Source organism: Lentzea sp. CA-135723 (assembly GCF_050936595.1).
Lineage (GTDB): Bacteria > Actinomycetota > Actinomycetes > Mycobacteriales > Pseudonocardiaceae > Lentzea.
In genome coordinates, this window is sequence record NZ_JBNJMK010000001.1 from 4,865,751 (window position 1) to 4,887,126 (window position 21,376).

20 protein-coding genes are annotated in these 21,376 nt (G+C 68.9%); 4 read left to right on the plus strand and 16 right to left on the minus strand.

What is annotated here, in order from left to right; translation table 11 throughout:
* Positions 1–53: 53 nt before the first annotated feature.
* Entirely contained in the window at positions 54–467 is a 414-nt protein-coding gene (locus ACQEU1_RS21965; RefSeq protein WP_433204697.1) for a hypothetical protein, read from the plus strand.
* Here ACQEU1_RS21965 and ACQEU1_RS21970 read toward each other — a convergent pair.
* Genes ACQEU1_RS21970 through ACQEU1_RS21990 form a run of 5 tightly spaced genes read right to left on the minus strand, consistent with a single transcriptional unit; the run spans position 440 to position 4,836 of the window.
* Positions 440–1,024 (minus strand): MSMEG_1061 family FMN-dependent PPOX-type flavoprotein, encoded by a 585-nt coding sequence (locus ACQEU1_RS21970; RefSeq protein ID WP_433204700.1) that lies wholly within the window; start codon positions 1,022–1,024, stop codon positions 440–442. The two genes, ACQEU1_RS21965 and ACQEU1_RS21970, sit on opposite strands and share 28 nt — an antisense overlap.
* A complete protein-coding gene (locus tag ACQEU1_RS21975; protein WP_433204703.1) occupies positions 1,021–1,821 on the minus strand; it encodes an ABC transporter ATP-binding protein in 801 nt (266 codons plus the stop codon). Before ACQEU1_RS21975 ends, ACQEU1_RS21970 begins: the two co-directional genes overlap by 4 nt.
* A complete protein-coding gene (locus tag ACQEU1_RS21980) occupies positions 1,818–2,867 on the minus strand; it encodes a FecCD family ABC transporter permease (protein ID WP_433204706.1) in 1,050 nt (349 codons plus the stop codon). Before ACQEU1_RS21980 ends, ACQEU1_RS21975 begins: the two co-directional genes overlap by 4 nt.
* Complete coding sequence (locus ACQEU1_RS21985; protein WP_433204709.1) at positions 2,864–3,856, minus strand: FecCD family ABC transporter permease; 993 nt, start codon at positions 3,854–3,856, stop codon at positions 2,864–2,866. Before ACQEU1_RS21985 ends, ACQEU1_RS21980 begins: the two co-directional genes overlap by 4 nt.
* A complete protein-coding gene (locus ACQEU1_RS21990) occupies positions 3,853–4,836 on the minus strand; it encodes an iron-siderophore ABC transporter substrate-binding protein (RefSeq protein ID WP_433204712.1) in 984 nt (327 codons plus the stop codon). The genes ACQEU1_RS21985 and ACQEU1_RS21990 overlap by 4 nt, the downstream gene beginning before the upstream one ends.
* A gap of 147 nt (positions 4,837–4,983) precedes the next feature.
* Here ACQEU1_RS21990 and dapD point away from each other — a divergent pair, with 147 nt between their 5' ends.
* Positions 4,984–5,937, plus strand: a complete 954-nt coding sequence (gene dapD, locus ACQEU1_RS21995) for a 2,3,4,5-tetrahydropyridine-2,6-dicarboxylate N-succinyltransferase (RefSeq protein WP_433204715.1) — start codon at positions 4,984–4,986, stop codon at positions 5,935–5,937.
* A 78-nt stretch (positions 5,938–6,015) separates the two neighbouring features.
* Positions 6,016–6,921 carry a hypothetical protein gene (locus tag ACQEU1_RS22000; RefSeq protein ID WP_394613825.1) on the plus strand — a complete coding sequence of 302 codons (906 nt, stop codon included), beginning with the start codon at positions 6,016–6,018 and terminating at the stop codon, positions 6,919–6,921.
* A 623-nt stretch (positions 6,922–7,544) separates the two neighbouring features.
* Here the strand turns inward: ACQEU1_RS22000 and dapC are convergent.
* Both dapC and fdxA read right to left on the minus strand, forming a co-directional pair.
* Positions 7,545–8,636, minus strand: a complete 1,092-nt coding sequence (gene dapC / locus ACQEU1_RS22005) for a succinyldiaminopimelate transaminase (RefSeq protein ID WP_433211650.1) — start codon at positions 8,634–8,636, stop codon at positions 7,545–7,547.
* Between the two features lie 2 nt (positions 8,637–8,638).
* Positions 8,639–8,968, minus strand: coding sequence for a ferredoxin (fdxA, locus tag ACQEU1_RS22010; protein WP_218159521.1), 330 nt, complete (start codon positions 8,966–8,968; stop codon positions 8,639–8,641).
* Positions 8,969–9,170: 202 nt separating this feature from the next.
* On the opposite strand from fdxA, the gene ACQEU1_RS22015 reads away from it, so the two are divergent.
* Complete coding sequence (locus tag ACQEU1_RS22015) at positions 9,171–9,857, plus strand: GNAT family N-acetyltransferase (protein ID WP_433204720.1); 687 nt, start codon at positions 9,171–9,173, stop codon at positions 9,855–9,857.
* On the opposite strand, the gene ACQEU1_RS22020 is transcribed toward ACQEU1_RS22015, so the two are convergent.
* From ACQEU1_RS22020 to typA, 9 genes are all read right to left on the minus strand, one after another.
* On the minus strand, positions 9,833–10,264 hold the full coding sequence (locus ACQEU1_RS22020; RefSeq protein ID WP_433204723.1) for a hypothetical protein: 432 nt from the start codon (positions 10,262–10,264) through the stop codon (positions 9,833–9,835). The two genes, ACQEU1_RS22015 and ACQEU1_RS22020, sit on opposite strands and share 25 nt — an antisense overlap.
* Positions 10,254–11,090 (minus strand): N-acetyl-1-D-myo-inositol-2-amino-2-deoxy-alpha-D-glucopyranoside deacetylase, encoded by an 837-nt coding sequence (mshB, locus tag ACQEU1_RS22025; RefSeq protein ID WP_433204726.1) that lies wholly within the window; start codon positions 11,088–11,090, stop codon positions 10,254–10,256. Before mshB ends, ACQEU1_RS22020 begins: the two co-directional genes overlap by 11 nt.
* Positions 11,091–11,167: 77 nt before the next feature.
* Positions 11,168–12,160, minus strand: a complete 993-nt coding sequence (locus tag ACQEU1_RS22030; RefSeq protein ID WP_433204729.1) for an ABC transporter ATP-binding protein — start codon at positions 12,158–12,160, stop codon at positions 11,168–11,170.
* Positions 12,157–13,317 carry an ABC transporter ATP-binding protein gene (locus ACQEU1_RS22035; protein ID WP_433204732.1) on the minus strand — a complete coding sequence of 387 codons (1,161 nt, stop codon included), beginning with the start codon at positions 13,315–13,317 and terminating at the stop codon, positions 12,157–12,159. Before ACQEU1_RS22035 ends, ACQEU1_RS22030 begins: the two co-directional genes overlap by 4 nt.
* Positions 13,317–14,213, minus strand: coding sequence for an ABC transporter permease (locus tag ACQEU1_RS22040; protein ID WP_433211653.1), 897 nt, complete (start codon positions 14,211–14,213; stop codon positions 13,317–13,319). The genes ACQEU1_RS22035 and ACQEU1_RS22040 overlap by 1 nt, the downstream gene beginning before the upstream one ends.
* 28 nt (positions 14,214–14,241) lie before the next feature.
* On the minus strand, positions 14,242–15,240 hold the full coding sequence (locus ACQEU1_RS22045; RefSeq protein WP_433204735.1) for an ABC transporter permease: 999 nt from the start codon (positions 15,238–15,240) through the stop codon (positions 14,242–14,244).
* A 94-nt stretch (positions 15,241–15,334) separates the two neighbouring features.
* Positions 15,335–17,116, minus strand: a complete 1,782-nt coding sequence (locus ACQEU1_RS22050) for an ABC transporter family substrate-binding protein (RefSeq protein ID WP_433204738.1) — start codon at positions 17,114–17,116, stop codon at positions 15,335–15,337.
* A gap of 300 nt (positions 17,117–17,416) precedes the next feature.
* A complete protein-coding gene (locus ACQEU1_RS22055) occupies positions 17,417–19,078 on the minus strand; it encodes an ABC transporter family substrate-binding protein (RefSeq protein WP_433204741.1) in 1,662 nt (553 codons plus the stop codon).
* A 311-nt stretch (positions 19,079–19,389) separates the two neighbouring features.
* A complete protein-coding gene (typA, locus tag ACQEU1_RS22060) occupies positions 19,390–21,285 on the minus strand; it encodes a translational GTPase TypA (RefSeq protein WP_433204744.1) in 1,896 nt (631 codons plus the stop codon).
* Positions 21,286–21,376 lie beyond the last annotated feature (91 nt).

Sequence of the window (21,376 nt, forward strand, 5' to 3'; positions counted from 1 at the left end):
ACCCTACTCAGCGCGCTTGGGCGCTAGGCCGTTCAGCCGATACCGTACGCCGCGTGATCAAGCGCACACTCCTGGTCATCTCCCTGCTCCTCACCACCACCGCCTGCGGCGAGGCACCCGCCGCGTGCGACCGGCAGTGCGGCGAGATCCGGCAGCTGTTCACCGCGCCCTGCGGCTCCCAGCACAGCTTCACGCCCGCCGACTGCGCCGGGTGGGTCGACGACGTCAGCTCGATGACTCGCAGGCTCGACAGGTCGTTGCAGGGCAAGCACGTGCAGGAGGACGTCAGCGAGGTGCTGCCCCGGCTGATGACCGCGGTCGGCGACTTCGAGGCGCACCAGTGCGGCGAGGTGCGCGTCGACAACGTCTCCAGCACCGACGCCCGCCAGTCCAAGTGCAACGAGGCCCTCATCGCCACCCGCGGCGACCTGGGTTCGCTCTACTTCAGCGCGGACGTCCCCGACTGACCCCGGTACCGCTGCTGGCTCGCCACGAGGTCCGCGAACGGCGGCACGGCGTCCTCGGCGGGCCACCCGTCCGCGTCCCACAGCGAGGACCGGCGCAATGCCTGACCGCAGTGCAGGAACAGCTCCTCGACGCGCAACACCACCCCGAGCACGGGCGTGGGCTCCGAGTACTCCAGCAGAAACGGCGCGTCCCGCACGAGCGTCACGGTTCCGTTGACCCGCAACACCTCCAGCCGCCCGGCGACCAGGAACAGCATTCCGGCACGCGGGTGCTCCAGCACGTTGCGGAAGCTGTCCAGCCGACGGTTGCCCGGCCGGTCCGCGAACGCCAAGGTCCGCGAGTCCAGGATCCGCACGCTCCCGGCGGGATCACCGCGCGGCGACACGTCGACGCTGCCGTCCGCACCGGTCGTGGCGAACAGGTAGAACGTCGACGCCTCGATGAACCGCCGCGACCCCTCGTCCACCACCGAGATCGCCTTGTCCCTCAGGTGCGGCAACGGTTCCGGCACCAGCGCCCGCAGCTCGTCCAGGCCGCGGATCGGCGTCCCGGTCACGACACCACCCGGTGCCGCCCGACCGGCACCACCAGCGGCGTGTGCGACACCGGGTCCTGCACGATCCGGCAGTCCATCTCGAACACCTCCCGCACGACCTCCTCGGTCAGCACGTCGTTCGGCGCGCCCTCCACGACGATCCGCCCTGCCCGCAGCACCAGCAGGTGATCGGCGTAGCGCGCGGCCAGGTTCAGGTCGTGCAGCACCAACGCCACCGTCGCGCCCTCGGCCTCGTTGAGGTCCACCAACAGGTCCAGCACCTCGACCTGGTGCGTCACGTCCAAATAGGTCGTCGGCTCGTCCAGCAACAACACCGGCGTGCGCTGCGTCAACGCCATCGCGATCCACACGCGCTGCCGTTGCCCGCCCGACAGCTCGTCGACCACCCGGTCGGCGAGGTCGAGCGTGCCGGTCGCGACCAGCGCGGCGGCCACCGCCTCGTCGTCCTGCGCGGTCCACCGGTGCAGCCACCCCTGGTGCGGGTGCCGGCCGCGGCCGACCAGGTCCGCGACGGTGATCCCCTCGGGCGCGGCCGGTCCCTGCGGCAGGATGCCGAGCAGCTTCGCGACCTCCTTGCCGGGCATGGTGTGGATCGGCGTGCTGTCCAGCAAAGCCGCCCCGGACAACGGGTGCAGCAACCGCGCCAGCCCGCGCAGGTACGTCGACTTGCCGCAGGCGTTCGGTCCCACGATCACGGTGATCTTGCCGGTGGGCAGCACGGTGGTCAGCGAGTCGACCACGCGCCGCTCGCCGTAACCCAGCGACAGGTCTTCCGACCGCAACTCGGGCGGCGTCATCGGTTTCCTCCTGAACGGTTGCCGGCGGCGAGCAGCCACAGCAGATAGGGCCCGCCGACGATGGCGGTGACGACGCCGACGGGGAACGACAGACCGAACGGCAGGTGCGAGCCCGCGTAGTCGGCCACGAGCACGACCAGCGCGCCCACCAGCCCGGCGGCGAGCAGCGCGGGCCGTCCGCCGCCGGTGAGCCGCGCGGCGATCGGCCCCGACACGAACGCGACGAACGCCACCGGGCCCGCCGCGGCCGTCGCGACCCCGGCGAGGCAGACCGCCACGCCCAGCAACGCGACCCGCCTGCGTTGCGCGGGCACGCCCAGCCCGGTCGCGAGGTCGTCACCGAGCTGCAACGCCGCCATCGACCGGCCGAGCACCAACGCCGCCGGCACCAGGACCGCCACGGCCACCAGCAACGGCCACACGTGCGTGTAGTCGCGGCCGTTCAGACTGCCCGTGAGCCACACCAACGCTTCCTGCGCCGCACGGACGTCCGCCGTGATGAGCACGAACGACGTGATGCTCCCCAACACCGCGCCGACACCGATACCCACCAACACGAGCCGATAGGCGGGCGCTCCTCCGTGCCGCGCCAACAGATACACGAGCAGTGCCGTCCCGAGCGCACCACCCAACGCGCTGAACGAGAGAACAGCGGCACTCGCCCCGAACACGACTCCCGCCAGCACAGCGGCCGTACCCGCGCCCACCGTGATGCCGATGACGTCCGGACTGGCCAGCGGATTGCGCAGCAACCGCTGGAACACCGCCCCGGACACCCCGAACGCGAGCCCGACCAGCAGCCCCACCAACGCCCGCGGCAACCGCAGCCCCAGCACGACGTGGTCGACGCGCGGCACCCCTTGCCCCGTCAGCGAGAGGAACAGGTCCTGCGCGGACACCGTGAACGTCCCAGTCGACAACGCCAGGCAGAACACGAGAACCACCGCGACGACCAGCCCGAGACACGCCCGCAGCTCGACGCGATCACGCCGTTTTCGCGCAGCAGCAACAACAGCGACGGGGTTCGCAGCACCAGTCCTGGTCATAGCTCGGCGACCTTCCGCCGCCGGGCCAGCAGCACGAACACCGGCCCGCCGATCACCGCCGTCACCAGCCCGACCTGCACCTCGCCGGACGGCAGCAGCACCCGCCCCAGCACGTCCGCCAGCAGCAACAACAACGCCGCCATCAACGCCGAGTACGGCAGCAGCCAGCGGTGATCGGGCCCGGTCACCAGCCGTGCCGCGTGCGGCACCACCAGCCCGAGGAACCCGATCGGCCCCGCCATCGCCGTGGCCGCACCGCACAGCAGCACCACCGACACTCCACAAAGGATTCGCGCGTTGCGCACGTTCAGCCCCCACGACGTGGCGACGTCCTCGCCGAGTGCCAGCGCGTTCAGCGACCGCGCCGCCCCGAACGCGAGCAACGCGCCCACGACGAGGAACGGCAGCCCCTGCACCGCGATGTCCATCCCGCGCCCGACCAGCGACCCGACCTGCCAGAACCGGAAGTCCTCGAACGTGTTCAGGTTCGTCAGCAGCACGGCCGTGGTCAGCGACCCCACCACAGCGCTGAACGCCGTGCCGGCCAGCGCCAGCTTCATCGGCGTCGCACCACCCCGTCCGAGCGACCCGATCGCGTGCACCACGACGGCGGCCAGCGCGGCCCCGGCGAGCCCGAACCACACGTACCCGGTCAACGTGGTCAGCCCGAACACCTGGATGCCGAACACGACGAACAGCGCAGCGCCCGAGTTGACGCCGAGGATTCCCGGGTCCGCCAACGGGTTGCGGGTCATGCCCTGCACGACGGCCCCCGCGACGCCGAGCGCGGCCCCGGCCAGCAGGCCGATGACGGTGCGCGGCAGCCGCAGCTCGGAGATCACCAGGTGGTCGACGCTGGCGGGGTCGAACGCCACCAGCGCCTGCCAGACCGTGCGGAACGGGAGGTCGCGGGTGCCCACCACCAACGACAGCAGGGCGGCCGCGACCACCGCACCGGCCAGCAGGACCAGCCCGAGGGACTTCGTCACCTGTCGAGCGCCGCGGCGAACAGCGGCACCGTCTTGTCGAGGGCCCAGGCGAGGCCCGGCACCGAGTTGCTGGAGAACGCCTGCGACACCTGGCGGTCCTCCAGCAGGACGCTGCGGCCGGCCTTGACCGACGGCACGGCCTGGAACAGCGGGTCGGCCTTCACGACGGCGGCGGTGTCCCCGATCGCCTGCATGACCGTCAGGTTCGCGTCGAGCAGGGTGAGCTGCTCCGCTGACACCTTCACCGAGAACCCGGTGGTCTTCAGCGCCTCGATCGCGGGCGAGTTCGTGAACCCGAGCTCGGTCATGAAGTCGACGCGCCCGGCACCCTTGATGTACGCGGCGTACGCGTCGGCGTTGCGCACCCCGACGACGACGGACGCGCCCTTGAACTTGGGGTGGTCCTCGGCGGCCTCCTTGAACTTGCCCTCGAGATCGGCCTTCAACTGGGCCGCCCTCTCGGTCTTGCCGACCGCCTTGCCGATCATGTCGAGCTGGTCGCGCCACGACGTCAGGTACGCCTCGGCGCCTGTGGGGATGCCGACGACCGGCACGCCCAGCTTGGCGAGCTGCTCCTGGCGTTCCTCCTTGCCGCTCGCCTTGGTGTCGAGGATGAGATCCGGCGACAACGCGGCCAGCGCCTCCAGGTCGATCTCCTGCGTGCCGAGCATCTTCGGCGCGGTCGTGTACTTCTCGGTCACCCACGGCCCGAGCCCGTCCTTGCCGACAGCGAGCCAGTCCGCCGCGCCGACCGGCTGCACCCCGAGCGCCAGCGCCGTCTCCGCGTCGCTCCAGCCGAGCGCCACGACCCGTTGCGGCTGCTTGGGCACCGTGACGTCGCCGAACGCGGTCTTGATCGTGACGGGGAACTGCCCCTCACCACCGGAGCTGCCCGTCGTGGGCGCTTCCGGGGTGGTCGAGCACGCCGTGAGCGCCAGTGCCGCGAGCGCCGCGGCGAGGAGGGACCGGAAGATGCGCATGCGGGGACTGCTCCAGCCGAGTGAGTAGTAGTAATTTATCTCAGACAGATTAAGGCAGCCTTGCCTAACTGAACATGGCTGCGAGGGCACGTCACACTTCCCCGCCGGACGGTGGCGGGCGGGGCGGTCGGACTAAGCTCGGTAGCCGTGAGCACCGCATACGGCATCGGCCTGGCCACTGTGACCCCGGACGGCACCGTCCTCGACACCTGGTACCCGTCCCCCGCCCTCGGTGACGTCGAACCCGGCACGACGCGCGTGTCGTCCGCCGAGGTCGCCGAGGCCCTCGGCGAGGCCGCCGCGAAGCTGCTCGGCGAGGACCTGGAACGCGGCGTCGAGGTCGTCGGCGTGCAGGTCGCGATCGACCTGGACGCGGCCCCGCGCGACACCTACGACATCTGGCTGCGTCTGCACCTGCTGAGCCACCGCCTGGTCCAGCCGCACGGCGCGAACCTCGACGGCATGTTCGGCCTGCTGACCAACGTCGTGTGGACCAACCACGGCCCGTGCGCCGTCGACGGCTTCGAGCAGACCCGCCTGCGCCTCCGCGTGCGCGGCCCGGTGACGGTCTACGGCGTCGACAAGTTCCCGCGCATGGTCGACTACGTCGTCCCGTCGGGCGTCCGCATCGCCGACGCCGACCGGGTCCGCCTCGGCGCCCACCTCGCCTCCGGCACGACCGTGATGCACGAGGGCTTCGTGAACTTCAACGCGGGCACGCTCGGCACGTCGATGGTCGAGGGCCGCATCTCCGGCGGCGTCGTCGTGGGTGACGGCTCGGACGTGGGCGGCGGCTCGTCGATCATGGGCACCCTGTCCGGCGGCGGCAAGCAGGTCATCAGCATCGGCGAGCGCTGCCTGCTGGGCGCGAACGCGGGCCTCGGCATCTCGCTCGGCGACGACTGCGTCGTGGAGGCCGGCCTCTACGTCACCGCGGGCACGAAGGTCACGCTTCCGGACGGCGAGGTCGTCAAGGCCCTGTCCCTGAGCGGACAATCGAACCTGCTGTTCATCCGGGACTCCGTCACGGGCACCGTCCTGGTGAAGCCCCGCAAGGGCACCGGCGTCGAACTGAACTCGGCGCTGCACGCGAACGACTAGAGGCCTCGCGCGAAACTCGGTGTCAGGGGCCGGTCTGCCGAGGCAGACTGGCCCCCGGCCGTCAGAGGGGAGGTGCACGTGCTGAAACAGCGACTTGAGTTGAACGCTCGCGCCGCCATCGAACGTGCCCTCCAGGGCGCGCAGTCCGAGGACTCCTTCGTGGAGTTCAAGACCCAGTGGCCGGTCGACCACGGCAAGGCGGCCCGCCAGATAGCCGCCCTCTGCAACGCGGCCCGCGGCTCAGAAGCCATGTGGATAGTCGGCGTGGACGAGAAGGGCCGCTACGTCAAAGGCGCGCCGGCGGAAGAACTCTCCTCCTGGTGGCCCCGAGTGGAGAGCCACTTCGACGGCGTGGCGCCAGGTCTCACCACCGTGGCGTTCGACTGGGCCCGCGGCCGCACAGTCGTCGTACTCTCCCTGCAAACGGACAACGCCCCGTACGTCTTCGTCACCAAGAAGGAGCCGTACAGCAGGGAAATCCCGTGGCGCTCAGGCGAACGAACCCGCTCGGCCCGCCGAGGCGAAGTCCTGGAACTCCTGGTCCCCAAGCTGGACATGCCGGGCTGGGAGTTCGTGAGCGCCCGCGCCACCCTGAGCCAGCACTCCCCGACCCTGCGCTTCGAGGGCGACCTCTACCTGGAAACCAACCAACCGCTGTCCCTGCCGCACCACCGCTGCCACTCCTACGCCACCTACGGCCTGGACAGCGAAACGGTGGACCTGGCGTTCAGCTTCCGCACCAACACGCGTGACGTACGAGCCGTCGAACGCGTCGTGCGGGTGGCCGAGCCGGCCGTGCTGCACGTGAGCGCGGACGCGGACGTGGAGCTGGACGCGTTCGCCGACCTCTGGGACCTGCACTGGCACCTGGTGCTGGGGCTGGGGTTGAGCGGCGAGGAGATCAGCACGTCCGTGAGGCTGACGACGGACGCGGTGCCACCGAACCAGTTCACGCGCCGAGTGTGGTCAGCCCTCAAGCCCTGACCGCAGGCTGACGCAGGGGTCCCCCTGGATTCGGAGTCCCCCGCGACCCAACGTACCGAGCAGGTCTGACAGTCCGGCTCGGTGAGGACAGCGACGGAGAAGGACAGCGAGCGAGGACAGCGAGCGAGGGCGGGGAAGAGGCGGGCGGGGGAAGAGGCGAAGCGCGCACGCAACCGCAGTCGTCAACGCAGGCCAGCCATGCACGCAAACCAGGCGCGCGCACGCAACCGCAGTCGTCAATGCAGCCCACCACGCACGCAAACCAGGCGCGCGCTCTCAACCGGACAGCCGTCAACGCAAAGCCAACCACCTACGAGTCCTGGCACGCGATGCCGCAGGCGAGCCCGAACGGGCTGATCCCACTCCGGTCAGCGGTGTCACCCATCGATTGCGATTGGGGCTTGACTTTGGGTGCGAGGTGCTACCACTAGTGGCTCGGCCGGGCCTCTTTTCAGCCCGGCCTTTTCCGGTCCGACAAGCACCTCGCAAGGGCCCCGAAGTCAAGCCCCAATCGCCACCCCGCACATCGGCAGGACCCGCGCAAACACCCTCGCAACCGCAACCCAACCAACAAAACGCGACCAACCCCACCACAACAGGAACCGGCCTACGAAACCGCGACCTCAGCCCTGCAACCGCTCCACAGCAGCCGCGATCCGCTCATCGGACGCAGTCAACGCGATCCGCACGTGCCGTTCCCCAGCAGGCCCGTAAAACGTCCCAGGCGCAACCAAAATCCCGCGATCGGCCAACCAGGACACGGTCTCCCAGGCGTCCTCACCACGGGACGACCACAGGTACAACCCGGCCTCGGAGTGCGAGACCTCGAACCCGGCAGCCTCCAAAGCAGGCTTCAACACGGATCGCCGTGCCAGGTACCGCGAACGCTGCTCAGCGACGTGCGAGTCGTCCTCCAGAGCCGCGCGCATGGCTTCCTGCACCGGCCGGGGAACGATCATCCCGGCGTGCTTGCGCAGCTCCAGCAACCCGGCCACCAACTCCGGATCCCCGAAGATGAACCCGGCCCGGTACCCGGCCAGCGAAGACGACTTCGACAACGAGTGCACGGCCAGCACCCCGTCAAAGGAATCCACCACGGACGGGTGCAACACCGACACCGGCGACGAGTCCCAAGGCAACGAGAGATAGCACTCGTCCGAAGCCACGACAGCACCAACGGCGCGAGCAGCCGCCACGGCATCCCGCAACTGGGCAGCGGACAACACCCGCCCGGTCGGGTTCGACGGCGAGTTCAGCCACACCAACCGGGTACCGGCAGGCGGCGCCTCACCATCGGCCAGCCGCACCACAGACGCCCCGGCCATCAACGCCCCGACCTCGTAGGTCGGATACGCCACTGCCGGCACGGCCACGACGTCCCCGGGACCGACCCCGAGCAACGTCGGCAACCAGGCCACCAGCTCCTTGGACCCGATCGTCGGCAGCACGGCGTCAGCGGACAGCCCAAGGATCCCGTACCGGCGCTCCACCGCGGCGACGAAGGCGGCGCGCAGCTCAGGCGTGCCGTGCGTGGTCGGGTAGCCGGGGATCGAGGAGACCGACGACAGCGCGGCCTGGATCACGGCCGGGACCGGGTCCACGGGTGTGCCGACCGACAGGTCGACCACGCCGCCTGGGTGCTTGCGCGCCTTGGCGGCGTGGCCGGACAGCTGGTCCCACGGGAAGTCCGGGAGCGCCGGACCCCTGCGTTGGATGATCAATGCCCCTCAGCCTGCTGCGGCTCGAGCGCCTTCACGAACGGCGGGTCGTTGCTGACCTTGCCGACCTTCGAGGCGCCACCGGGCGAGCCGAGCTCGTCGAAGAAGTCGACGTTCGCCTTGGTGTAGTCCTTCCACTCGTCGGGGACGTCGTCCTCGTAGTAGATGGCTTCCACCGGGCACACGGGTTCGCACGCGCCACAGTCCACACACTCGTCGGGGTGGATGTAGAGCATCCGGTCGCCTTCGTAGATGCAGTCGACGGGGCACTCTTCGATGCACGCCTTGTCGAGCAGATCTACGCACGGCTGGGCGATCACATAAGTCACTGCGCTCTCCAACTTCATCTGGTCCACACCGCGCAAGCCGGAGAGTACGCGGCGCATACGAGTATCACCCGGTCAGGCTTGCCTTAGCTGTGCGGTGCGCCACGCCACAACTCCCGCTCGGAAATCCTCTCGACAACCTAGTCAGGATGGACGGGTGCACACCGTGGATCACCTGGAATCGCTCTGCGCGCGAGCATGGCCCGTGCTGGCAGAAGTTCCGCTCGGAAACTGGTTGATGCGCGCCGCCGCGGGCTTCACCGGACGCGCGAACAGCACGTTGACCTGCGGTGATCCCGGCATGCCCGTTCCGGACGCCCTCAAGGCCGTCCAGAGGTTCGCCCGGACGCACGGAATCAAACCCACGGCACATGTGGTGAACGGCTCACCCGCGGAGGCGGCGGTCGAAGCCGCTGGCTGGAGGATCGATCTGGATCATCCGGGTGGGTACGAATCGCTCGTGATGACCGGTCCGCTGGAGAAGTTCGCGCAGGGCGTAGCCGAGAGCCGTGATCTTCCCGGATGGTGGGAACTGACGGCAGGATCCGAGATCACCGCCGCCCAGCGGCACGTGCTCGGCTCCGGCGGCAACGTCTGCTTCGCGAGCCTGACCGACACCGACACCGACAACGGGACCGTCACAGCGGCCGTGCGCGGCGCGGTCGTCGAGGACGTCCTGCACGTCGCCCGCCTCGCCGTGCGGCCGTCCCACCGCCGTCAGGGCCTCGCCCGGCGCCTCATGGGCGAACTGGCGGGCTGGGGCCTCGAGCAGGGCGCCACGACGTGCGTGCTCCAGGTCGCCGAGCACAACGAACCGGCCATCCGCCTGTACGAGGACCTCGGCTGCGCCGAGCACCACCGCTACCGCTACTGGATCCCGGCGGTCTCGTAGAGCCCCGGCTTGTTCGCGGCGTTGCGGGCCATCACGGCCCCGACGGCGACCGCGCCGGGGAACGCCCCGGCGGCGAAGAGCAGCAGGCCGCGCCAGTCCTGCAGCAGCAGTGCCTGGCCGGAGACCGCTCCCGGCTCCAGGTAGCCGAACACGAACAGCGTGAAGAACCAGACCAGCAGCGGCAACGCGGCGGTCGTCACCCGCTTCGACAGCGCGGCCGCCCACGACACCATCATCGGGGTCATGACGGCGGCCACGACGATCGTGATCGGGAACGGCAGGTCTCCCAGCCTCGGCAGCAGCGTGCCGTCGAGGCGGACGGGCAGGTAGATCACTTCGAGCACAGCGAGCATTGCCGCCTCGACGCACAGGAGCAGCAACAACAGCACTCGCCAGCTACCGGTCACCCAGTCCTCCGAACAGATCCGACGACGCTCCCTCGGGTGACCCCTTGGCGAGCACGTAGTACTCGGCGCCGACCAGCGGCTGCGCGATGTCGTTCGACAACGCGTACCCGCCGTCCCACACACTGACCTGCGTCGAGTGTGCCCTCAAGGCACGCCGTTTGGCCGTCAGGTGCTCCGAAACGTCGACAACCGTTGTGATCTCTTCATCCGGCGTCACCGGCAGCTCGCCGGGCTCCGGCAGCCGGAACGCCTCCGGCACGCCGGAGAGCGCGGCCACGCCGGCCTCGGTCGCGTCGCGGGACGTCACCGCGTAGAAGACCCGCTCGACCTCGGAGACCTGGGCGCACGCGGCGACCGTGATCTCGTGCGCGCGGATGTGGTCAGGATGTCCGTAGCCGCCGAAAGCGTCGTAGCTCACGACGACCTGAGGCTTCACCTCGCGCAGGATCTCGGCCAGCTGGGCCGTCTGGTCGTCGAGCGATCCCTGGATGAACGCGCGCGCCTTGGCGTTGGACGGCACGTCGACCATGCCGGAGTCGCGCCAGCGGCCGATCCCGCCGAGGAACCTGTGGTCCGTCACACCGAGCGCGGCGCACGCCGATCTCAGCTCACCCACCCGATATCCACCGAGCTGATCGGCCTGGTCGGCCGCCAGGTGGGCGAGCGCGGGAGGGATGATCTCGCCCTCTTCTCCGAGGGTGCAGGTGACGACGGTGACGTGCGCGCCGGCCGAGGCGTAGCGCGCGATGGTGCCGCCGGTCCAGAGACTCTCGTCGTCCGGGTGGGCGTGCACGAAGAGCAACCGTGGTGGGGCAGTCAGGGTCACCGGAAAAGAGTAAAGGCCGCCTTCATCGGTTGATAAAGGCGGCCTTTGCTAATGACCTTGCGTGGTCGGCAGGACTACTAGACGACCGCGCGTTCTTCGGCGAAGTGGCAGGCGGACAACGTTCCGTCCGGTCCTCCGCGCCTTTCCAGCTTCGGTTCCTCGGTGGCGCAGATGTCCTGCGCCTTCCAGCACCGCGTGCGGAAGCGACATCCCGACGGCGGATTGACCGGCGACGGCACGTCACCGGTCAGCACGATCCGCTGACGCTTGCGCTCCGCCTTCGGGTCCGGCATCGGCACGGCCGACAGCAACGCCTGCGTGTACGGGTGCATCGGCTTGGTGTAGATGGCCTCGCGCTCGCCCATCTCGATGATCTTGCCGAGGTACATGACCGCGACCCGGTCCGAGATGTGCCGCACCACCGAGAGGTCGTGCGCGACGAACAGGTACGCGAGCCCGAGCCGTTCCTGCAGCTCCTCCAACAGGTTCACGACACCGGCCTGCACCGAGACGTCCAAAGCGGACACCGGCTCGTCCAGCACCAGGAAGCGCGGGTTCAGCGCCAGGGCGCGGGCGATGCCGATGCGCTGGCGCTGGCCGCCGGAGAACTCGTGCGCGTACCGGCCGCGGTGCTCGGGGTTGAGGCCCACGAGCTCCATCAGCTCGTTGACCCGCCGCTGCACGCCACCTTCGACACCGTGGATCACCAGGGGTTCCGCGATGATGTCGTTGACCTGCCACTTGGGGTTCAGCGACGCGTACGGGTCCTGGAAGACGATCTGGATGTCCTTGCGCAACGGCCGCAGCTGCTTGGTGCTCATGGACGTGAGCTCGCGGCCCTCGAACTTCACCGAGCCCGAGGTCGGCTTGTGCAGCTGCAGGATCGCGCGCCCGGTCGTGGACTTGCCGCAGCCGGACTCGCCGACGAGACCGAGCGTCTCACCGGGGTGCAGGGTGAACGACACCCCGGACACGGCCTGCACCGTGCCGGTGTTGCGCGGGATGATCCCCTTGCCGCGCACCGGGAACTCCTTGACGAGGTCGGTGACCTCCAGCAGCGGAGCGGTCACTTCGCCTCCTCATCGGAAACCAGCGTGCCGTGCACGGCCGTCACTTCGAGCGACTCGTCGGGGTTGGCCGCGGCGAACGCGGCCGGGTTCTCCACCGAGCCGATCTCGTCGTGCAGGAACAACCGTTGCGGCGTCTCGATCGTCGCCAGGTGCTCCCAGCGGTGGCAGCGCGTCGTGTGGTTCGCCGCGCCCGCCTCCTCCAGCATCGGCTCCCACTCGTGGCACACGTCGGTGACGAGGGGGCAGCGCGGCGAGAACGAGCAGCCGGTCGGCAGGTTCACCAGCGACGGCGGCGCGCCCTTGATCGGCGTGAGCCGCTTGCCCAGCGTGGACGGGTTGGGCACGGAGCCCAGCAGGCCGACGGTGTACGGCATCCGCGGCCGTTCGAAGACGTCGTCGACCGGGCCGGACTCGACCACGGTGCCGCCGTACATCACCTGCACGCGGTTGACCATGCCCGCGACCACGCCGAGGTCGTGCGTGATCATCACGATCGCCGCGTCGGTCTCGGTCTGCAGCCTCAGCATGGTGTCGAGGATCTGCGCCTGCACCGTCACGTCGAGCGCGGTGGTCGGCTCGTCCGCGATGATCACGCTGGGGTCGTTGATGATCGCCATCGCGATGACCACGCGCTGCCGCATGCCGCCGGAGAACTCGTGCGGGTACTGGGCCGCGCGCTTGTCCGGCTGCGGGATGCCGACCAGTTCGAGCGCCTCGACCGCCTTCGCCCACGCCGCCTTCTTCGAGACGTCGTGGTGCGCGCGGTAGGTCTCGGCGAGCTGCCACCCCACGGTGTAGACGGGGTTCAGCGACGTCATCGGGTCCTGGAAGATCATCGAGATGTGCTTGCTGCGGAACGGCTGCATCTGCTTGTAGGTGCGGCCGTTCAGCTCCTCACCGCGGTAGCGGATCGAGCCTTCGATGACGGCGTTCTTGGGCAGCAGGCCCATGATCGCCATGGAGGACACCGACTTGCCGGAGCCCGACTCGCCGACGATGCCGAGCACGTCGCCCGCGTTGAGGTCGAACGAGACGTTGCGCACGGCGCGGACGTCGCCGTCGTCGGTCGGGAACGTGACGCTGAGGTCCTTGACCGAGAGCAGCGGCGCGGTGGTGTTGGAGGGCAGGAAGTCCTCCGTCAGTTCGGAAACACTCATCAGGCACGCACCTTCGTCTGCCTCGGGTCGAACGCGTCGCGCAGGCCGTCACCGATGAAGTTGACGGCCAGGGAGAGCGACACGAGCACGATGAACGGACCCCAGAAGAGCCACGGCCGGTTCATGAACTGCCCGTAGTTCTCCAGCACGATCACGCCGAGCGAGGTGTCCGGGGGCTGGACGCCCAGTCCCAGGAACGACAGCGCGGCCTCGGTGAGCACCGCGGCGGCGATCGCCAGCGTGGCGTTGACCGTGATGGAGCCGATCATGTTCGGCACGAGGTGCTTGAAGATGATCCGCGACGTCGAGGCGCCGCACGCGCGGGCCGCCTCGACGAACTCGCGCTGTGCCAAGGAGAGCGTCTCACCGCGGGTGATGCGGGCGATCGACATCCAGGCGAACGCGGCGAGCACGAGCGCGACGACGTACCAGCTGCCGGAGAACCCCTTGACGACGATCGCGGCGACCGCGATCTGGGGGATGATCAGCAGCAGGTCGACCAGGCGCATCAGCGCCGTGTCGACGAAACCGCGCAGGTAGCCGGCGAGCGCGCCGAAGGTCACGCCGATCGCGGTCGCCAGCGCGGCCACGATCAACGCGATCTGCAGCGAGTAACCGGTGCCGCGCATGAGCAGCGCGAGCATGTCCTTGCCGACCTGGGTGGTGCCGAGCGGGTGCGTGCCGCTCATCGGCAGGTAGGACTTGCTGCTCACGTCCTCGTAGTCGAACGTCCAGATGAACGGCCCGAGGAACGCGAACAGCACGAGGAAGACGAAGACGCCGAGGCTCACCATGGCGAGCCGGTGGCGCAGGAAGCGACGCATGACCAGCTGGCCCTGCGTGCGGGTCTTGGTGGCGTCGAACTCGTGGGAGTCGGACTGGGGAGCGCTGTTCACCACGCCGCCCTCGGACGCCAAGTTGATGTTAGCCAAGGCGAATCCTAGGGTCGAGGATGCCGTACACGACGTCGGCGATCAGGTTGAACAGCACGATCAGGGTGGCCGTGACGGCGAGCCAGCCCATCAGCATCGGCGGGTCGAACTGCCGCACCGAGTTGACCAGCAGCGTGCCCATGCCGGCCCAGCCGAACACGGTCTCGGTGATGATCGCGCCGGAGAGCACCGCGCCGAAGTTCAGCGAGAACAGCGTCGACACGGGGATGAGCGCGTTGCGGAACGCGTGCCGGAAGATCACCCGGCCCTGCGAGATGCCCTTGGCCCGTGCGGTGCGCACGAAGTCCGAGTGCAGGATCTCCAGCATGGAGGCGCGTTCGAACCGGCTGTAGGCGGCGAAGCTGATCAGCATCAGCGCGACCGTCGGCAGCAGGAACGTGCCGGTGTACTTGAAGATCACTTCGCCGAAGCTGCCGGTGAACCCACCCGGCCTCGGGCCCGCTGTGGTGAGCCAGCGGTCCAGCCCCATCGACTCCAGGACGTTGTTGAACTGGATGCCGTAGTTCTTCACGATGACCGCGACGCAGAAGATCGGCATCGAGAACATGAGGAACGCGGTGCTGGTGGCGAGGTAGTCGAAGATCGAGTACTGGCGCACGGCGGCGAGCACGCCGACCGAGACACCCAGTGTCAGAGCGAGGAGTTCGGCGCCGATGACGAGGCGGCCGGTGGTCCACAGCGCGTCGGTGACGGCCGGGAAGACGGCGGTCTTGGCCTGACCGAGGGCGATGCTCTGACCCCAGTCACCGGACAGGAAGTCGGTGAGCCAGTGCCAGTAGCGGACGAAGACGGGCTTGTCCAAGCCCAGTGCGACTTCCGCGGCCTTGATGTCGGCTTCGGTGACACCGGGCCGGAATCGCATCTCCGCCAAGGGGTTTCCGGCGGTGGCGACGAGGACGTAACAGGCGAAGCTGCCGATCAGCAGGATGGGTATGGAGATCAGCAGGCGCCGGATGATGTAGCGGATCACGGGCGGGCTCCTAGGGGGCAACCCGGCTCGGGCGGGGCCGGACTCGTGGTCCGGCCCCGCCCGGTCAGGCGTTGCGCACTTCAGCTATGGCGATTTACTTGGTCTGCCACTCGTTGGCGTTCCACAGCGCGCCGTAGTAGCTCTGGAAGTACACGCGGTCGAGCTCCTTGAAGGCCCACATGTTCGGCATCTGGAAGAGCGGAAGCGAACCGTAGGCGTTCGCGATCTCCTCGTCGGCCTTCGCGAAGAGCTTCAGCGAGTCCGAGATCGACGTCTGCGAGACGGCGTCCTTCATGGCCGCGTCGGCAGCCGGCACGCTCAGGTTCTGCCAGTTCTGGCCACCGCCGGTCTCGTAGATCGACTTCTTGTCGCTCTTCAGCGGGCCACCGGACCACGCGAACAGCGCGACGTCGTAGTCACCCTGCGAGACGCGCTCGTCGAGGAAGTTCGGGTCGGTGTCGTCCTTGACCTCGATGCCGGCTTCCTTGCACTGGCCCTGGATCAGCTCGACGGTCTGCTTGCGCCGCGGGATGTCGGTGTGGCTGATCCGGAAGGAGGCGCGCACGCCGTCCTTCGCGAACACGCCGTCCGCACCCTGCGCCCAGCCGGCGTCGGTGAGGATCTTCTTCGCCTCGGCCGGGTCGCCCTTGGCCTTGTCGGCGTAGACGTCCTTGTAGCCCTCGTCCTTCGGGAAGAAGATCAGGCTGCCGAGCGGCTTCGCGTCGGCCTGGACCTCGGTGATCAGCTTGTCGATGATGTCCTGGCGCTTGACGCACATGAAGAACGCCTTGCGGATCTCTTCCTTGGCCAGCACCGGGTTCTTGAACTGGATGTCGAGGTGCTCGAACGACAGGCCGGGGCCCGCGCCGAACGTGATGCCCTGGGCGCTCAGGCCCTTCAGCTTCGTCGCGGCGTTCGCGTCGGGCTGGGCCATGGAGTTGACGGCGACCTCACCGTTCTCCAGCGCCTGCGCCTGCGCGACGGGGTCCGGCACGGCCTTCAGGATGATCTTGGCAGGGCCACCGGGCTTGCCGACCCACTTGGGGTTGCGCTCGAGCGTGACCGACTGGTTCGGCTCGAAGGCGGTCAGCATGTACGGGCCCGCGCCCGGCATGAGGTCCTTGGTGAAGCCGTTCCACTTCTCGTTCCAGAAGTCAGCAGCCTTCTGGATGTCGGCGGGAGCGGAGTCCTTGTTCAGCTTGGTGATGTCGGCGATGCCGGCGTTCTTCTCCAGGATGTGCGCGGGGAGAACGTCGTTGTTGAACATGCCGATGTAGTCCGGGTACGGCGACGAGAAGGAGCCGACGAACGTCTGGTCGTCCTTGCACTCACCGGTCATCAGGTCGTACCCGGTGGTGCCGGCCGGCTTGAAGTACTTGCTCTGGTCGGCCTTCTTGGCAGAGTTGCTCTGGGTGAACCAGGCCATGTAGAAGTCGTCGCAGTCCCAGGCCTCGCCGTCGGACCAGGTGACGCCCTTCTTCAGCTTCCACGTGACGACCTGCGGAGACTTCGAGGTGACCTCGACGCTCTCCATGGTGTCCTTGTTGAGGCTGTACTTGTTGTTGCCGTTCAGGATGTGCGCACCCGGCTGTGCGAGAACCAGCGCGAACGTGTTGTAGGACTGGTTGGCGTCCTCGGTCGCGTTGTTGTACGACGTGAACGCCTTGTCCGTAGAGACGACGATCTGGTCGCTCTGCTTGGTGTCCGGCGCGGTGTAGCCGTCGGCGGACTCGCCGCGCGCGACAGCCATCTCCGCGACGGTGGCATCGCCGCCGTTGGCGTCGCTGGTGCCACCTCCGCCGCCACCGCAGGCACCCAGCACGAGAGACGCGCTGGCCACCAGCGCGATCGCCGGCAGTGCTTTGGTTCTCCTCATCGACACGTGCCCTCCTAGCACTGGGCGGCGTGGCCTGGTCGGCTTGCACGCCCATAACCGTGATGTGCCATACGCGCCCCGAACCGGCACATCGTGGGCAGCACGGTAAGAACCCGCTGAGGTGGCGGTCACTACCTGGGAGGGGGATCGTGACCCAATGGAAACAGGTTGTAGCGCGGCGCAATGGCCCGATTACCGGGCGCTTGCGTTCGTTGACCGGGCGCTAAGAATTCTGTCAACGGAAACGGCCGAACGTAGCAACGGTTGAACAACCCGCGCAAACGATTTCCGGCCCCCCGACTACTTGTCGAGGCGCCGCCATTCGGGTGCACCGCTGAGCACGCCCGCCAGGGGTGCCCCGGTTCCGACTCCTGAAACCGTCGGCAGCACACCGAGCAGGTCGACGACCTGGAACAGCGGCACCGCCACGGCCTGCCCAGCGATCAACGGCTCGACCCGCGCGAGCACGTCGGAGAGCAACACCTTGCCGTTCAGAGCGGCGTCGATGTCGGCCTGGATCGCCTGGTCGCAGAACCCGGCGGGGTTGCGCGGACTGGGCGTGGCGCCGTCCGGGGCGTCACCGGCACATCCGAACACGCTCGCGAGCGCCGCCGCCGAGTCACCGGCGTCGACCCGCGGCACGACCGCGATCTCGACGTTCTCCTCGACCAGGTCCTTGCTGAAGAGGTCCTCGGCGGTCGGGGTGATGACCTCCGCGTCAATGCCGCGGTCGCGCAGTTGCGCCTTGATCCGGTTCGCGAGACCCACGTACGGCTCGCTCTTCTCCGGCGCGGCGATCCGGAGCTTGAACGGCTTGCCGTCCTTCTGCCACTCCGTGCCGGCCTTCACGTACCCGGACTCGGTCAGCAGCTGGTCGCTCAACGCGGCGTCGAACGTGTTCGCGTTGATGGTCTTCACGTACCCGGCCCGGCTCGGCGGCACGACGTACGAGTCGGCCCGGAACGGCGCACTCGGCCCGCTCTGCGTGCCGGACGCGATGAGCGCCTCGCGGTCGATCGCCGCCATGACGGCCTTGCGCACCTTGAGGTCCCGCAGCGTCGTGCTCGTCGGCCTCAGCAGGACCTGCACGACCTCGTTGCGCGGCACGGGTTTCGTCGTGACCTGCGCGATGCTGTTGATCAGGTTGGTGTCCGCCGCGTCGGCTCGGAGGAGCGCGGCCTGGTTGTCGCCTTTGGACAGTGACTCGGCCATCTGACTGTGCGTGGCACGCCGGATGACGACCCGGTCCAGCGTCGTCGGCACCTCCCAGTACCGGTCGCTGCGTTCGAGCACGACCTCACCGCGGGGCTCGTCGAGGCTGCGCACCTGGAACGGCCCCGCCGTCGCCGGGAAGTTGGACGACAACACGTTCGACCACGTGCCGGGCGCGTCCTTGAGCAGGTGAGCCGGCAACAGGTTCGAGAACAGGCTCCGCCAGCCGGGGAACGGCTTCCCGAAGGCGACCTCGACGACCTTGCCGCCCTCCCGGGCGCTGATGTTGTTGATGAGCCTGTAACCCGCCGGATCCACGACACCGGGTTCGGCGCGCATACGCTGCCACAGGTAGTAGAAGTCCTCGGCGGCGATCGGCGCGCTGTCCGACCAGCTGGCGTCCTTGCGGATCGTGTAGGTGACGGTGAACGGCTCGGCCTTGGTGACCTTGGCACTGACCATCAGGTTGCGATCGAGCTGCGGCGCACCGTCGTTGCCCGCCCGGAACGGCGAGGGCAGCAGAAGGCTGCTCAGTGCCGTGGTGATCGGGCTCTGGGCCGCGAGGGAGTGCGGGTTGTAACCGCCGGCCACGTCGTCCACGCCCACGACGATCTCGGTGACCTTCGGACCCGTGGTGGTGATGACCGGGGCCTCGGACTTGGGGACCAGCGGAGGAGGGGGCGCGTTCGTGCACGCCGCGGCTGTGGTGCACAGCACTGCGGCGGCCAGCACTCCCCCGAGTCGCCTCATGGTCCTCACATTGCCAGAAGGGTGGTGGCGGTGTTCGGGCAACCCAGGTTTTGTCACCCCCGCCACTCGTGGAGACGTGCGCTCGGGTCTCGGGGTTGCTTCCGCCGATGAGTAGTACGGGTCACCTGGAAGGGTGGTTCGGCTTCGAGGCGAAGACTTGGGACGGGCATGACCCTGCTCGGCTCGCGCTTTCACGCGCCGCCCAACCCCGCGCTGACTCGCCTCGCCTTGCCCAGCCCTTGCCGCGCCCCCAGAAACGCCGAAGGGCGGCAGAACCCTCTCGGGTCCTGCCGCCCTCGGTCAGCGTGTGACTAGACGCGGTTCTTGAGGCGAGAACGCTCGCGCCCGCGCAGGTTCGCGTCCAGGATCACCTTGCGCACGCGCACGACCTCGGGCGCCACCTCCACGCACTCGTCGAAGGCGCAGAACTCCAGCGCCTCCTCGAGCGAGAGCTTGCGGGGGCGGGCCAGGGTCTCCATCACGTCCGCGGTGGAGGAGCGCATGTTGGTGAGCTTCTTCTCGCGGGTGACGTTGACGTCGAGGTCCTCGGCGCGCGGGTTCTCGCCCACGACCATGCCCTCGTAGGCGTCGGCGCCGGGCTCCACGAAGAAGGTGCCGCGGTCTGCCAGCTGGATCATCGCGTAGGCGGTGATGGAGCCGGAGCGGTCGGCGACCAGGGAGCCGTTGTGGCGGGTGCGGATCTCGCCCGCCCACGGGCCGTAGCCCTCGGAGACGGCGTTGGCGATGCCGGTGCCGCGGGTCTCGGTCAGGAACTCGGTGCGGAAGCCGATGAGGCCTCGCGACGGGACGACGTAGTCGAGCTTGATGCGGCCCGTGCCGTGGCCCGACATGTTCTCCATGCGGCCCTTGCGGTTGGCCAGCAGCTGCGTCACGGCGCCGAGGTGCTCTTCCGGGCAGTCGACGGAGAGGCGCTCGAACGGCTCGTGGACCTTGCCGTCGACCGTGCGGGTGACCACCTGGGGCTTGCCCACGGTGAGCTCGAAGCCCTCGCGGCGCATCTGCTCGACCAGGATGGCCAGGGCGAGCTCGCCTCGGCCCTGCACCTCCCAGGTGTCCGGGCGCTCGGTCGGGAGGACGCGCACGGACACGTTGCCGATCAGCTCGGAGTCGAGGCGGGTCTTGAGCATGCGGGCGGTGAGCTTGGTGCCACCGTTGCGGCCGGCCAGGGGCGACGTGTTCACACCGACGGTCATCGAGATCGCGGGCTCGTCGACCGTGATGCGCGGCAGCGCGACCGGGGCCTCGGCGTCGGCGAGGGTGTCGCCGATGGTGATGTCCGGGATGCCGGCGATGGCGACCAGGTCACCCGCGCGGGCCAGCTCGGCCGGCTGGCGGTCGAGGGCCTCGGTGATCAGGAGCTCGGTGATGCGGACCTTGACGGGCTCGCCGTCCTCGCGGCACCAGGCCACGGTCTCGCCCTTGCGCAGCGTGCCCTGGTGGATGCGGCAGAGCGCGATGCGGCCGAGGAACGTCGAGGCGTCGAGGTTCGTGACCAGCGCCTGGAGCGGGCCGTCGATGTCGACGTGCGGGGCGGGGATGTGCTTGAGCAGCACCTCGAACAGGGTGTCGAGGTTCTCCTCGTCCGGCAGGCCGCCGTCCTCGGGCTGGGTCAGCGAGGCACGACCGGCGCGCGCGGAGGCGTAGACGACCGGCAGGTCCAGCACGGACTCGTCGGCGCCGACCTCGGTCGCCAGGTCGAGCAGCAGGTCGTGGGCCTCCTCGACGACCTCGGAGATCCGGGCGTCGGGGCGGTCGACCTTGTTGACCAGCAGGATCACCGGCAGGCCGGCGGCGAGGGTCTTGCGCAGCACGAAGCGCGTCTGGGGCAGCGGGCCCTCGGACGCGTCGACGAGCAGGACGACGCCGTCGACCATGGACAGCGCGCGCTCGACCTCGCCACCGAAGTCGGCGTGGCCGGGGGTGTCGACGACGTTGATGATCACGTCGCCGTCCGGCGTGTGCCTGCGCACAGCCGTGTTCTTGGCGAGGATCGTGATGCCCTTCTCCCGCTCGAGCTCGCCCGAGTCCATGACCCGGTCGACGAGCTCGGCACGCGCGGAGAAGGCGCCGGACTGGCGCAGCATGGCGTCGACCAGGGTGGTCTTGCCGTGGTCGACGTGCGCGACGATCGCGACATTTCGCAGGTCAGTGCGCGTCTGAAGGGCAGACGCGGTGGCCGTGGGCACGCAGAACTCCTAGAGCTTCGAAGGCGTTGGAGGGGCTCGCGCCGGACACTTCGATGCGCAGGGCCGTTGCTCATACTACCGGCTGCATCGC